We start from the raw sequence: 13,052 nt of genomic DNA, 5'->3' as shown, positions 1-13,052 counted from the left end.
CTTAAACCAAACAGGCCGGAGCATCAGTCCCCGGCCTGTCACTGTTAGTTGTTTACCGCAGCTTGAGGTGCCGCGCTGGGTTTACTGCTTAAGTAGATAAAACACAGCGCAATCCCCAGGCAGACGACGGCGCCCAGCCGGCTCAGCGAAAACGGGATGGCCGGATTACCGAGCCAGCCAAAGTTATCGATCAACATGCTCATTGTCAGCTGGCCGAAGATCACCGCCACCGTGGCAACGGCCGCCCCTATGCGCTGCACGGCAAGCACCATAATAACGATATAGGGCACGCCAAACATCGCCCCCAGCAACTGCCATTTAGGGACATCCATCAGGCTGACCGCGTGGGGTGGCTCAAAGAAGACGATGAGCAGAGCGGTAATCAGTGCCCCGACCGAAAACGTCAGAAACGCACTCTTAAACACGCCGACTTTGCTGCCAAGCTGTCCGTTGATGGCGGCCTGAATGCTCAGCATTGCGCCGCCAATCACCGCCAGCATAATCATAATAATTATCATCGTGTTACCTTACCCCTGTGCAACCAGCACCAGCGCCGCAATGATGAAAATCAGGGCAATGATGCGTTTGTGGTCAATTTTCCGCTGGGGCGTCCCGAGCAGGCCAAAGTGATCGATGATCAGACTTTTACTCACCTGACCCGCAAGGATGCCAATCATGGTCATGGCGATGCCGATGGCAGGGGTGGCGACAGTCAAAATAATGACGTAAATCGGGCCGAGCACGCCGCCCAGCAGCTGCCATGAGGGCTGTGAGAAAAAGGACGGGCTGTTGCGGGGGCTGAAAAACAGCATCAGCAGAAACGTCAGCGCGGCACCGACGCCAAACACGCTGAACGTCGCCCAGAGGTCACCCACTTGCCCGCCCAATGGACCGAGCAGGCCAGCCTCGACGGACAGTCCCATGCCCCCGGCGATAACCAATAAAATCAATATAAAATGCATAGCACACCGTCTCTCGTTATTCAGGCGCAGAAGACTACCCCTGTTCAGCGTTGAGAAAAATGCCATAATGCGATAAACACCTGTGCAGGATTTGCATCAATGTACGACGCCGGAAACATCAGCATTCGCGCGCTGCGCATCTTTATTAACGTGTATGAAACGCAGAATTTTTCCATGGTGGCGCGTCGGGAGGGGATCTCCGCCTCGCAGGTGTCTCGCGTTATTCTCCAGCTAGAGGATGCGCTCGGACAGCAGCTTTTCTACCGCAATACCCGGGCCGTTATCCCGACCGAAAGCGGGCATCTTTTTATCCCCTATGCCCGGGCGATGGCCGGTCAGCTTGAGGATGCCCGCCGGGAGCTGGATGAGCGGTCGCAGGAACCGTCTGGCCTGATCCGCATCAATGCCCCGGTGTTTTTCGGCCAGCGACACGTTGCCCCAGGCCTGCCGGGACTGACGGATCGTTACCCCCGGCTTAACATCGAGCTGACGCTGACCGACGATTACATCGATCCCCATCGTGATGCCGCTGACGTAATTTTTCGCATTGGTGCGCTGACCGATTCCTCCTTCCACGCGCGCATTTTTGGTCAGCAGTATTACCATCTTGCGGCTTCACCGGCGTATCTGCGTAAACAGGGTCGGCTTGATAGCCCGGACGATCTCAGTCGCCACAAATGCCTGGTCTATCGCGGATCGTCCGGGCCGAACCGCTGGCTGCTGCGCCCGCCGGGCGGGGAGTGGGTCCATTATCCCATCACGCCGCTGATGACGTCGAACAATGCGGAAACGCTGCTGATAGCCGCCCTCGGTGGGATGGGCATTGTGCTGTTCCCGGACTGGCTGATCGGTGACAGGCTTCAGCGCGGCGAGCTGGTGGCGTTGCTGCCGGAGATGGAGACCGGCATTAAGACGGAACCACAGAATATTGCGGCGATTTATCCCCACGCGCGGCACCCGCCGCTGAACGTCAGGGCGCTGATTGATTATTATGTCGAGGCGTTTGGCTCGCCGCTTTACTGGCAGTCAGCAACCTCAGGCCGGGATGTTTAGCGATCGAAACACCAGCATCACCAGGGCGATGATCGCAATCGCCATCAGGATGCTGGCGCAGCGCATCACCGCCTGAACCGGTTCGGTAAGCCATAAGGTGTCCTGGATAAAAACAATAATCCACGCCACGGTAAACTGACGGCCAAAATAGCTGAATGACGGTTTGCCCTGTTGCAGGTGACACCCCAGCCACACGCCAGCAATCAGCGTGATGATGTAAAAAACAGCGGAGTGGTGCAGCAACGGCAACAGCAGCAAACTTAGCAGCGTCGCGGCCAGGCAGCCCGCAAAGCGCTGCTGCATGCGCTGATTAATCTGTACCTGGACCGGCTGTGCAGAGGGCGGCAGTACAAACAGCGCCAGCACTGACACCATCGCCTGCCAGAAACCGGTCATCTGGAAAACAAGCAGTATCGGGGTCACCACCAGCAGGGCGACAGCGGCCTGCAGGGGCAGCAGCAATCGTGAGGTCGGCTTAGGCTGGTTTTCCGCTTGATGCGGATGCAGCGAGCCACGGTTCAAAGGATAAAACAGGATCGTGACCAACACGCAGATCGCGCAACCCAGCACCACTTCTTCGATACGGCTAAATGTGAAGCTGAAAAGCGGCCGAATATCGCTTGTCTTCTGCGCCTCCGCCATCACCATCATCGCCGTTACTCCGCCCAGCACCCAGGAGTAGGACCAGGAGGAAACCCCGGCCCGCCAGACGGCGATCCCACCGATAACGGCACAAAACACCACCAGAAAAGCCGGGTTCTGGCTGAGGTACGGAGCGGCCAGCAGAGCCAGACCGCCGCCGACCAACGTCCCGGCAATCCGGTGACAAGCCCGCAGCGCCGATGCCTTAATGGCGGTGTTCATGACCGCAAAGCTGCTCAATGCTGCCCAGCCGGGGTAATCCAGGCCCAGGAGATCGGAGCACAGCACCGACAGCAGCAGTGCAACGATCACCTGAATCGCGAACATGTCCTTGCGCGTCGTCGCAAGCCCGCGACGGAGCCATTGCTGGAGTTGAGCGGTGATTGTGTTCACAAGACGACACCTTTTTTATGGGTGCTTTAATTCTATCTCAGGTTGCTGTCTCTGCCTGGGCGGATCACCGGCCAGAACCCGGACAGCTCCGAAGGGGGGGGTCGCCTTCGCTGATCGCATAGAGTGATAAATAACAATGTACGGCAGGCTGTTAGGCTTTTGCGTTCGACCCTGGAGAGTATATGAACACCATTATTGATTTGTTTAACGAGCATAAAAGCGAGCGCAGCTTTACCGAACAACCTGTTGATGACGCCACGCTGGAACGGATTATCAGCACTGCGTATCGGGCTCCGACGTCGGTACATTCCCAGCAGGTTTCTGTTGTGGTCACGCGCGATGCGCAGATGCGGGCGAAGATTTCGCAGATTGCCGGCGGCCAGCCGTGGATCGCCAAAGCACCGGTCTTTATCACCTTCGTGCTGGATATGCATAAAACCCGGCTCGGGATGACGCTTGCCGGTAATGAGCAGCAGGCGCACAAGAGCATTGAGAGCATCGTTGCAGGCTCTACGGATGTGGGGATTGCGCTGGGCTCGGTGATGGCCGCCGCGCGATCTGAAGGGCTGGGGATTGTGCCGATTGGCGGGATCCGCCTGCATCCCGAGGCGCTGATTGATCTGCTCGAGTTGCCGGAACATACCTTCCCGGTTGCCGGAGTGGTGATTGGCCATGTGGATGTGCCGTCCCATCCGAAACCGCGTCTGCCGCTGGAGACGTTCCGTCACGATGAGACCTACAAGACTGCCGGGCTGGAAACGAAGATTGCGCGCTATAACCAGCAAATGACCGATCACTGGCAGGCTATCGGTCGCAACGACGGGGAAACCTGGAGTGCCAGCGTTAGCGGTTACTACCAGCACATTTACTTCCCGGATGTGTTACCGGCGATCGTCAAACAAGGTTTTGGCATCGATAAGTAAGGCCGTCAATGCGGCGACGATGATGTCGCCGCATTCCTTATGGGGTGGACAGCCTATTTGATCGGTGAGAGATCAATGTCACGTTCGACCGTGGCGTTACCTCCCCAGACCTGATCGTATTCATAACCGGTCAGCTGCTTGATCACCACCCGGGTGTTGTCATCGCAGTCACGATAGTCACCCCCGAGCTTGCGGCGGGCGATCTCTTTCAGCAGCAGTTTGTGTGTTTCCCGGGTCAGGGTGAATTTGTAGGTGGCAAAGAAACTGACGGCCAGCAGAACAGCGGTGGCAAAGATCATCAGCCCAATAATGGCCTGCATCGCCTGTTCAGGTTGCGCGCTGCTCCCTTTCACAAAGCCAGCCTCTTCGAGCACCAGCCCGATTATCATGATGGCAATCGCCACCGTGCTCTTACGCGTGAGCACCATCACCCCAGCAAAGATCCCCTCGCGGCGCTGCTGAGTGACCATCTCGTCGATATCGGGAATAAAGCTGTAGATATTCCACGGGATGTAATACAGACCAGACCGCGCAGCACCCAGCAGGATAAACACGGCAGAAAACAGCAGGGTGGGAACCTGAATATGCGTGACGTAGACCGTGAACAGAAACGCCAGTACGCAAAATATACAGCCGTACGAGAGGCGTAATGCCGCGGAAGGGGTGATATTTAAACGGTTTAATAGCAACATAAAACCGTACGTTCCTGGGACCGAGGCAAAGGCGGCAATACTTAACCAACCTGATACCATCGCGGGGTTGCCCTGCAGGCAATAAACAACGTAATAGGTAAAAACAGAACCAAATACGTCCATCGCGGTAAACGAGAAAATATAGATAATAATATGTAAACGAAATGCCCTGATGCGAAATGAAGATAACAGATCCAGAATAAGGTATTTCAGGTGATTAAATATTCCGCCGCTGCGTTGGCTGTCGACTTTGAAATCCGATTCCTGAGGAACATCTTTGGCCTCCCAGGTGCAGTACCAGGTGATAAATACGGCCAGGCAAAACACGCAGGAAAATATTATTCCCGTCAGAGTATAGGTAAAGGAATTATCCTTGCCGGTGAATTGCATAATAACGCCGGGAACCGACACGGCGAGGAAACCACCCAACTGGGAGCAGATCATCCGCACGCCCGAAAGGCGGCTGCGCTCTTCGTAGCGATTAGTCATCTCTGCCGCCAGCGTCTCCCACGGCACCAGCACCATTGCTGACAGCAGTTCGATAGACAGGTACGTGCCGAGATAATACCAGTACCCCATATCTGTTATCCACAGCAGGGCATACAGGAACATTAAGGGCGAACTGAGTAATAAGAAGAAGCGACGGCGACCAAATTTTCTCCCTAACCAGGTATTGCCAAAATTATCGGTAATATAACCCATAACAGGGCTGAGTAATGCATCTATTACGCGGGCAATAGCAAATATCGATCCGGCCTCCAGAATTGTCAGACCACAATAGGTGGTGTAAAAGAATAATAACCAGGTGCCAATAATGGCAAAGGCACCGCCACCAAACAGATCGGTAATACCATAACCCAGTGCGACGCCGTAGTTTACCCGGCGCTCAGTCGGCTTGACCATAATACCCCCAAAATGACTATTCCATAGTCAAATAGATTATTTAACGGTTGTCGTAACAGAGACGTGCTTTAATGAATAATATTCAGCCATTGTCTGGTCTGGGAAGAATGATAAATAGCGTCAATGATAGATAATGACTTACTGGCTTCATTAATATCGATGGCATATTTAGCGCCTGTACTCACTGCCTGATAAAAATGGTGGATTGCCTGCTGGTGGCCCAGACCCCAGTAGCTTTTGCTGCTGCCGTTGGGCGAGGCATCGCTGACCAGTTCGGTTTGCTGGTCCGCCGTGATGCGCCAGAGCCGGTTGTCGTTCAGCCGCAATGTGCCACGTTCGCAGTGGATCTCCAGCAACAGCGGGGAGTCCGTGGTGTGGCAGTTGCTGGCATAAAACAGACCGCGGGCGCCGTTGGCGAAGTGCAGGGTGGCCATGGCACTGTCTTCGCCTTCGGTCACGTCGGCCAGCTCGCCGCTATCCACCACGCCTTTCAGGCGCGTGACGCCTCCTGCAAACCACTGCATCAGATCGAGGGTGTGGATCGCCTGGTTGATCAGCAGACTGCCACCCTCGGTCGCCAGCCGCCCGCGCCACGGGCTTTGCGTGTAGTACGCGCCAGAACGGGACCAGGTCAGTACCGCCCGGATGCTGAGCATCTTGCCCAGCCCGCTGTCGGCCACCTCCTGACGAATACGCAGGCTGGTGGGGTTGTAGCGGTTTTGATAGCACACGCCCAGCATCCCCGGCGCCCGCTCGACGGCCTGGCAAATATCGGTAAGTTCACTGGCATTCAGGCCCACCGGCTTTTCGCAGAACACGTGCTTTCCGGCGGCCAGCGCTGCCAGGATCATGTTCTTGTGCTCAAAATGGGGAGTGCAGATGTGGACTACGTCGATGGCCTCATCCCGCAGCATCTCCCGGTAGTCCTGATAAAGGTGGCACCGGTAGTTATCTGCCAGCGCCTGGCCTTTGGCAATGTCGATGTCCACCAGGGCGCGCAGGGTCACATTGGGCAGCAGGCGCAGGGCGTTCACATGACAGCCGTGAATGGCTCCGGCCCCGATAATTGCGGTATTGATTGTCATATGGGCCCCCGTTAGCCAGCCGCATTCGCCAGCATCTGCGCTTTGATGCACAGTTCTGCCGCTTTGAAGGCGTGCGCCTGGGTCATCGCGTTTTCGCTACGATGCAGGCAGTCGAGGATCAGGGCACCAAAGTAGGGGAACCCAACCTGACCGGCCACCGGATAGCGGAATTCACCCTCTTTATTAACCAGATAGACCACATCCTGTTCGCCACGGGTGATATCGACGTATTTGCGGATCTCAATGTAGCCCTCGGTGCCCAGCAGCGTCAGACGGCCATCTCCCCAGCTGCTCAGCCCGTCAGGGGTGAACCAGTCGCAGCGGAAATAGCCGCTGGCACCGTTTGCGCCTTTTAGCATCGCATCGCCAAAATCTTCAAACGCCGGATATTGTGGGTGATTAACGTTGCGTACCTGGCTGGCTACCACGGTGGCCTCGCTGTTGCCGGTATAAAACAGGAACTGCTCGATCTGATGGCTGCCGATATCGCACAGGATCCCGCCAAAGTAGCGACGATCGTAGAACCACGCCGGGCGGCCTTGTCCCTCCCGGTGCGGGCCGGTGCCCAGCGTCTGCACCACCTGGCCAATGGCCCCTTGCTGCACCAGCTGTCCGGCGAAGACCGCGCTCTCAACGTGCAGGCGCTCGCTGTAGTAGACTGCGTATTTCTTACCGGTTTTTTCCACCATCGCTTTGGCATCCGCCAGCTGTTCAAGGCTGGTGAGTGGCGCTTTATCGGTGAAATAGTCCTTACCGGCGGCCATCGATTTGAGCCCCAGCGCGCAGCGCTCGGATGGGATAGCCGCACCTGCCACCAGACGCACCGTATCGTCGGCGAGGATCGTCTCCAGCGAATCGGCAATTCTGGCCTGCGGATAGTGCCGCTTAAAGTTATCAACTTTTGCCGGATCCGGGTCGTAGACCCATTTCAACGTTGCGCCCGCTTCAATCAGCCCGTTACACATCCCGTAGATATGGCCGTGATCGAGCGCGACGGCGGCAAAAACGAATTCTCCCTCCTGAACGACCGGCTCGGGTTTGCCCACCGGGGCGTAATTCATTCCGTCTTGTTTGTTCATGTTCAGATTCCCTGGTCCAGATTTTTGCCCAGCGAGATGGCACCCACTTCGCTGAAGTTCGCCACGCTGGCGGATTTTTCATAAAAACGGGGGGCGAGGGCGCTTGTCCCGCCCGTACGGTAAAACGGATCGTCAGGATGGATCGGCAGCGCAACAACAGCACCGGTTATGGCTGATTTATAAATGGCGGTAATCAGCTCCAGGGCGCGTTTGCCCTGCACACCGTCGACCAGCGGGGCGCGGGCGTTGTCAATGCTCTGCAGCAGGTCGTGGATTTGCCCGGCGTGCAGCGTCCACTCGAGCGTCGGCGTCTGCTGAAAGACGGCGTTAAGCTCGGCTTCACGCCGGGTATCGTTCGTTGACTGTGGGAAGCCGTTATCCGCGCTGACGCTGGCAAAGGCCTGCCACGGCGCGGAGATGCGCGCTTTGTCGCCCTGAATAATGATTTTCTGATCTTCGCCATGATGCACCACTGAGGCGGTGAGTTGCGTAAGGGCACCGTCGGCGTATTTGAAAATAGCGGCGCTGAGATCTTCGACTTCTGCGTTGTCGTGCGCGACGTTGCTTACCATCGCCACCACTTCACTCGGGAATCCGAGTAGCCACTGGATAGCGTCGATGTGATGTACCGCGTGGTTAAGCGTGCAGCCGCCGCCCTCTTTTTCCCAGGTGCCGCGCCACCACAGGTCGTAGTAGCTATGACCCCGCCACCAAAAGGAATCCACCTGCGCATGGCAAACCTTGCCCGCCAGCCCTGAGTCCAGCGCCGCTTTCAAGCGCCAGAAGGCATCGGTGAAGCGGTTTTGCGCAATAATCGACAGCGTTTTTCCGCTCGCCTGCTGGGCGGCGATCATCGCATCGCACTCTTCCAGCGAGGCTGACATTGGCTTTTCGCATAACACATGACAACCGGCATGCAGGGCATCAATGCTGATCTCCGCGTGCACGTATGGAGGAGTACAAACATCGACAATATCAATGTCGTGTTCATTCGCCAGCATCTGCTGGTGACTGGCGTAAACGCGGGCATCGGTCAGGCCGTAGCGCGCTTTTTTCTCGTGGGCCTTTTCCGGGTAGATATCCACCAGGGCAACAATCCGGCAGCGCTGACCAAACTGTAAGTAAGCCTGAATATGGTTATGCGAGATATTGCCTGTTCCCACAATCGCGATAGTTAACATCGTTGGATCTCCGGGAGTCACCAGGTGCCTGACGCATCTAAGGTACGACTGGTAGCGGCTTTATCCGCTGACGTCGCAATACGTTGCTGCAGCAGGGATAAATACAGTGATTCATCGAGCGGCAAGTCGACCCAGTCGTCCGTCCAGCTGGAAAGGTGCATCGCATTGGAGAGCGTCAGCCCGTGAATACCGTCCTGTCCTGGCGCAATCAGCGGTTCACCGCGCAGGATAGCGGCGCAGAAGTTGGCGGTAATGACGTGATGCTCGCTGCATTCCGGCGCTACGGGGAGGGTGACCTCCCAGCATTCGGGCTCGCCAAAACCATCCTGCCAGCGGGCATTAAACGCCGTTTCGGACTCACGCAGCCGCCAGTAGCGCAGTTTCCCCTCTTCGACGACCACTTTGCCCCGATCGCCGATGATCTCCAGCCGGTTGGTGCCCGGCGTTTCGGCTACGGTCGTGATAAACACGCCGGTGGCACCGTTGGCGTACTCCGCATAGGCGGTGACCTCGTCTTCCACTTCAATGTCGCGATGCTTACCAAACTGGCAGAACGCGCGCAGGCGTACCGGCATCCCGACCAGCCACTGCCACAGATCGAGCTGATGCGGATCCTGATTGAGCAGCACTCCGCCACCTTCACCTTTCCAGGTGGCGCGCCAGCCGCCCGAGTTGTAGTAGCTCTGGGAGCGATACCAGTTGGTGATTATCCAGCTGGAGCGACGAATGGCCCCCAGTTCGCCGCTATCAATAAGATCTTTCACCTTGCGGTACAGCGGGTTGGGGCGCTGGTTATACATTATCCCGAACACCACCTCGCACTCCTGCGCGCAGACGTTCATCTCCCGGACCTGAGCGGTATATACGCCCGCCGGTTTTTCACACAGGGTATGGATGCCATGACGCATCGCCAGCACAGACAGGCGAGGGTGATCGTAATGGGGAGTGGCGACAATTACCGCATCAATTAGCCCGCTCTGGAGCATCTCCTGCGCATCACTAAACAGGGGAATGGATTCACCCACCAGGTGGCGTATGGCCGGGTGCTTTTCGGGCGCGTTATCGCAAACGGCCGTCAGCGTGGCTTCCTTTACGATGCCCGACAGAAGATAACGCGCATGGACGGTTCCAATATTACCTACACCAATAATGCCAAAGCGTACATTTTTCATCTCACACCTTACTTTCAAATTTCAAGCCCATAAAAGAGGGGGTGACTTGAAAATATGGAGGGTGCATCGCGGCGGCAAGATTATTTTATGATTAGAATCCCAGCACTCCGCGTAAAATCAGAGATGTTTGTTTTTACAGTTGTAAATCAGCTGGTTACGTTGCAAATTTTTGCAAAAAATGAATGTGAATGAGGTCACATTATGTCAGACAGGCTTAAAATGAAGGAAATTGCGTCCCTGACCGGTTATTCCATTAGTACCGTTTCTCGGGTGTTAAGTGGGAAATCTTACGTCAGCGATCAGGCCCGCGAGGCCATTGTTCGTCAGGCGCTGGAATTGGGTGTACTCGATTCAATCGTCAGCGGGCGGCTATTAATTAACCGCATTGCGGTGTTTGCGCCGGAAAGAACCTTTCAAGGACGGGGAGATATTTTTTACCTCGAAGTGACCAAGGGTATTTCTGAAGCCTGTGCCTCCCATAGCGTCCGTATTAGCTATCATGGACTGGAAGAACAACGTGCCGATCTGCAATTGTTTCTGAGCAAAGCCGGACATAAAGAGACGGATGCGGTGATTCTGATTGGCATTGACGACGTTACCATCCTGAAACTCGCCAGTACGCTGAATAAACCCTGCGTGTTAATCAATTCTGTCGATCGCGAGATGGCGCTGGACACGGTTTCGCCCGATCACCACGCGATTGGTTTTACCGCGCTGCGGCATATTTTTGAAACCGGGCATCGCCGTGTTTTGACGATCACCTGTCTACGCCGGCAAACGCTGGTTACGCGTCTTGAGGGGATCAAAGAGGCTTATCGTCTGTTTCATGTGCCTTTTGAACCGCAGCGCGATTTACTGGTAACCGAAGGCTTCACGGCAGAAGAGGCCGAGCAGTCACTCGATGAATGGCTTTCCAGCCACGATCGCGATGCCTGGCCCGACGTGATTTTCACCAACCGGGTGGGGATGACAGAGGGGGTGATAAACGTCCTGCAGCGTTACGGGCTGAGTGTTCCGGGCGACATCTCGATGATTACCACCGATGTGGCGTGGAATTTACAGAATCAGTCTACGCAGCCGATAACGGGCGTCACGGTTCCCTGCCGGGAGCTGGGCTTTGAAGCGGTGCATTTACTGCAGATGCGACTGAGTCGCCCGCAGGCTCCGGTTTATAACGTGCTGCTGCAGGGGAAGGTTATTGACCGGGGAACGGTGAGCCACGCGACACGCCACGCTGCGCGCAGCGAGCATGGGATCATGTAACGATACAGACTTCTCTGCCATTTCTGGCGCGTCCCCATAACGCGTCCTCATCGCTGTCCAGCCACTATTCCCCGATTTCAGATGTTGTGCTTAAATAGCTAAACCGGTTTAACTAATTTAGCTAGAGGTAAAAATGAACAAAATATGGGTCCTGGGCGATGCCGTTGTCGATTTGTTGCCTGATGGCAAAGGGCGTTTACTGCAATGCCCGGGCGGAGCACCTGCCAACGTGGCGGTCGGCGTTGCGCGTTTAGGCGGCGAGAGCGGCTTTATAGGTCGGGTAGGAGACGATCCCTTTGGCCGCTTTATGCGCCAGACGCTGCTCGACGAGAAGGTGGATGTGCAGTCTCTGTCTTTCGATGCGCAGCAACGCACCTCGACGGTGGTTGTCGAGCTGCAACCCGACGGCGAACGCGCGTTCACCTTTATGGTCCGCCCCAGTGCCGACCTGTTCCTGCAGCCGCAGGATTTACCGGCTTTCCATCAGGGGGAGTGGCTGCACACCTGCTCCATTGCGCTAAGCGCCGAACCGAGTCGAACCACCACTTTTCAGGCAATGGATGCCGTTAAAGAGGCGGGTGGTTCCGTCAGTTTCGACCCCAATATCCGCGCCGATCTCTGGCAGGATGCCGTTGTTTTACGGGATTGCCTCTCTCAGGGGCTACGCAAAGCTGACATGGTCAAGCTGTCGCGAGAGGAGCTAGCGTTTCTCACCGGTCACCACGCTGTCGAACAAGGTCTGAGGCACTTAGTGGATCACTATGCGCTGCCAATGGTGCTGGTGACATTAGGCAAAGAGGGCGTTGTTGTCTGGCAAAACGGGCAGTTAACTGCCTACGGCGCACCGGTGGTAAAGAGTGTGGATACCACCGGCGCGGGCGATGCCTTTGTTGCCGGGATGCTGTATGGCCTGGCGAGTGGCGCCTCAGATTTTGCGGCCATCATCGCAATGGCGCAGCGTTGTGGTGCACTCGCGACGACCGCCAAAGGGGCGATGACTGCACTACCTTATCGGCGCGATCTTGATTAACCAGGTACTCCGGACGCTGCCTCGGGGTCTGATTTGTCGTCCGGGTCACATTTACTAAAACGGTTTAGCAAAATAGGTTGCCCTGGCAAAATTGAGCGGTTTAGTATCTGCGAACTAAACCGGTTTAGCAATTTAGCAACTTTCAATAACCTCTTTTAGGGATGCGACAAAATGTATAAGAAACGCAGACTTGCCGTAATGATTGGCATGCTGGCCGGAAGTGCCTCTGTCTATGCGCAGACAGATATGAACAGTATCGAGCAGCGTCTTGCCGCGCTTGAACAACGCCTGCAGGAGGCCGAAGGGCGTGCAACGGCTGCTGAAAAACGCGCCACCGCTGCAGAACAAAAAACGCAGCAGCTGGTCGCCGAACAGCTGCAAACACAAACCCGCACGCAGGACGTTGCACAGCGCACCGCAGCGTTAGAGAAAAAATCAGACCAGGCCAGCGGATTCGAATTTCACGGTTATGCTCGCTCAGGACTGTTAATGAACGACGCGGCATCCAGCAGTAAAAGCGGCCCGTATTTGACACCCGCAGGTGAAACGGGCGGCGCGGTAGGGCGTCTCGGCAATGAGGCAGACACCTACGTTGAGCTGAACGTGGAACATAAACAGACGCTGGAAAATGGGGCGACAACACGCTTTAAGGCGATGCTCGCCGATGGTCAAAA

13 protein-coding genes are annotated in these 13,052 nt (G+C 56.0%); 5 read left to right on the top strand and 8 right to left on the bottom strand.

Translation table 11 applies throughout. From position 1 onward, the window contains the following. Positions 1-44 precede the first annotated feature (44 nt). Complete coding sequence (locus tag ACRDD5_RS17305; protein WP_438677477.1) at positions 45-518, bottom strand: DMT family transporter; 474 nt, start codon at positions 516-518, stop codon at positions 45-47. Between the two features lie 9 nt (positions 519-527). Beyond that, complete coding sequence (locus ACRDD5_RS17300; RefSeq protein WP_271281116.1) at positions 528-962, bottom strand: DMT family transporter; 435 nt, start codon at positions 960-962, stop codon at positions 528-530. Positions 963-1,061: 99 nt separating this feature from the next. Between ACRDD5_RS17300 and ACRDD5_RS17295 the strand changes: the two genes are divergently transcribed. Then, positions 1,062-2,015: a LysR substrate-binding domain-containing protein gene (locus tag ACRDD5_RS17295; protein ID WP_438677476.1), complete on the top strand. Its 954-nt coding sequence runs from the start codon at positions 1,062-1,064 to the stop codon at positions 2,013-2,015. Here the strand turns inward: ACRDD5_RS17295 and ACRDD5_RS17290 are convergent. Further along, the gene (locus ACRDD5_RS17290; RefSeq protein ID WP_438677475.1) at positions 1,998-3,050 is read right to left on the bottom strand and encodes an FUSC family protein; all 1,053 of its coding nucleotides are present in this window, start codon (positions 3,048-3,050) and stop codon (positions 1,998-2,000) included. The genes ACRDD5_RS17295 and ACRDD5_RS17290 overlap by 18 nt on opposite strands. A gap of 182 nt (positions 3,051-3,232) precedes the next feature. On the opposite strand from ACRDD5_RS17290, the gene ACRDD5_RS17285 reads away from it, so the two are divergent. After that, positions 3,233-3,973 (top strand): nitroreductase family protein, encoded by a 741-nt coding sequence (locus tag ACRDD5_RS17285; RefSeq protein WP_271281113.1) that lies wholly within the window; start codon positions 3,233-3,235, stop codon positions 3,971-3,973. 53 nt (positions 3,974-4,026) lie between these two features. Here the strand turns inward: ACRDD5_RS17285 and ACRDD5_RS17280 are convergent, their stop codons facing one another. The 5 genes from ACRDD5_RS17280 to ACRDD5_RS17260 all read right to left on the bottom strand — a co-directional run bounded on the left by ACRDD5_RS17280 (position 4,027) and on the right by ACRDD5_RS17260 (position 10,085). After that, positions 4,027-5,568, bottom strand: a complete 1,542-nt coding sequence (locus ACRDD5_RS17280; RefSeq protein ID WP_438677474.1) for an MFS transporter — start codon at positions 5,566-5,568, stop codon at positions 4,027-4,029. Positions 5,569-5,636: 68 nt separating this feature from the next. After that, positions 5,637-6,653 carry a Gfo/Idh/MocA family protein gene (locus ACRDD5_RS17275; protein ID WP_438677473.1) on the bottom strand — a complete coding sequence of 339 codons (1,017 nt, stop codon included), beginning with the start codon at positions 6,651-6,653 and terminating at the stop codon, positions 5,637-5,639. Positions 6,654-6,664: 11 nt separating this feature from the next. Further along, positions 6,665-7,732 (bottom strand): Gfo/Idh/MocA family protein, encoded by a 1,068-nt coding sequence (locus ACRDD5_RS17270; RefSeq protein ID WP_438677472.1) that lies wholly within the window; start codon positions 7,730-7,732, stop codon positions 6,665-6,667. 2 nt (positions 7,733-7,734) lie between these two features. After that, positions 7,735-8,913 (bottom strand): Gfo/Idh/MocA family protein, encoded by a 1,179-nt coding sequence (locus ACRDD5_RS17265; protein WP_438677471.1) that lies wholly within the window; start codon positions 8,911-8,913, stop codon positions 7,735-7,737. A 17-nt stretch (positions 8,914-8,930) separates the two neighbouring features. Next, the gene (locus ACRDD5_RS17260) at positions 8,931-10,085 is read right to left on the bottom strand and encodes a Gfo/Idh/MocA family protein (RefSeq protein ID WP_438677470.1); all 1,155 of its coding nucleotides are present in this window, start codon (positions 10,083-10,085) and stop codon (positions 8,931-8,933) included. Between the two features lie 201 nt (positions 10,086-10,286). Between ACRDD5_RS17260 and ACRDD5_RS17255 the strand changes: the two genes are divergently transcribed. The 3 genes from ACRDD5_RS17255 to ACRDD5_RS17245 all read left to right on the top strand — a co-directional run. Next, the gene (locus ACRDD5_RS17255) at positions 10,287-11,348 is read left to right on the top strand and encodes a LacI family DNA-binding transcriptional regulator (RefSeq protein ID WP_438677469.1); all 1,062 of its coding nucleotides are present in this window, start codon (positions 10,287-10,289) and stop codon (positions 11,346-11,348) included. A gap of 133 nt (positions 11,349-11,481) precedes the next feature. Further along, positions 11,482-12,378, top strand: a complete 897-nt coding sequence (locus tag ACRDD5_RS17250) for an aminoimidazole riboside kinase (protein WP_438677468.1) — start codon at positions 11,482-11,484, stop codon at positions 12,376-12,378. Positions 12,379-12,549: 171 nt separating this feature from the next. Continuing rightward, positions 12,550-13,052 (top strand): carbohydrate porin (locus ACRDD5_RS17245; protein WP_438677467.1); only part of this gene is annotated, 503 nt, incomplete at its 3' end.

Source organism: Silvania sp. (assembly GCF_051656365.1).
GTDB classification, from domain to species: Bacteria; Pseudomonadota; Gammaproteobacteria; order Enterobacterales; family Enterobacteriaceae; genus Enterobacter; species Enterobacter hatchlandensis.
This window is presented reverse-complemented; position numbering and strand designations above follow the sequence as displayed.

Coding starts and splice junctions, on each gene's coding strand:
- ACRDD5_RS17305 (WP_438677477.1), bottom strand. CDS start 518: ATGATAATTATTATGATTATGCTGGCGGTGATTGGCGGCGCAATGCTG.
- ACRDD5_RS17300 (WP_271281116.1), bottom strand. CDS start 962: ATGCATTTTATATTGATTTTATTGGTTATCGCCGGGGGCATGGGACTG.
- ACRDD5_RS17295 (WP_438677476.1), top strand. CDS start 1,062: ATGTACGACGCCGGAAACATCAGCATTCGCGCGCTGCGCATCTTTATT.
- ACRDD5_RS17285 (WP_271281113.1), top strand. CDS start 3,233: ATGAACACCATTATTGATTTGTTTAACGAGCATAAAAGCGAGCGCAGC.
- ACRDD5_RS17280 (WP_438677474.1), bottom strand. CDS start 5,568: ATGGTCAAGCCGACTGAGCGCCGGGTAAACTACGGCGTCGCACTGGGT.
- ACRDD5_RS17275 (WP_438677473.1), bottom strand. CDS start 6,653: ATGACAATCAATACCGCAATTATCGGGGCCGGAGCCATTCACGGCTGT.
- ACRDD5_RS17270 (WP_438677472.1), bottom strand. CDS start 7,732: ATGAACAAACAAGACGGAATGAATTACGCCCCGGTGGGCAAACCCGAG.
- ACRDD5_RS17265 (WP_438677471.1), bottom strand. CDS start 8,913: ATGTTAACTATCGCGATTGTGGGAACAGGCAATATCTCGCATAACCAT.
- ACRDD5_RS17260 (WP_438677470.1), bottom strand. CDS start 10,085: ATGAAAAATGTACGCTTTGGCATTATTGGTGTAGGTAATATTGGAACC.
- ACRDD5_RS17255 (WP_438677469.1), top strand. CDS start 10,287: ATGTCAGACAGGCTTAAAATGAAGGAAATTGCGTCCCTGACCGGTTAT.
- ACRDD5_RS17250 (WP_438677468.1), top strand. CDS start 11,482: ATGAACAAAATATGGGTCCTGGGCGATGCCGTTGTCGATTTGTTGCCT.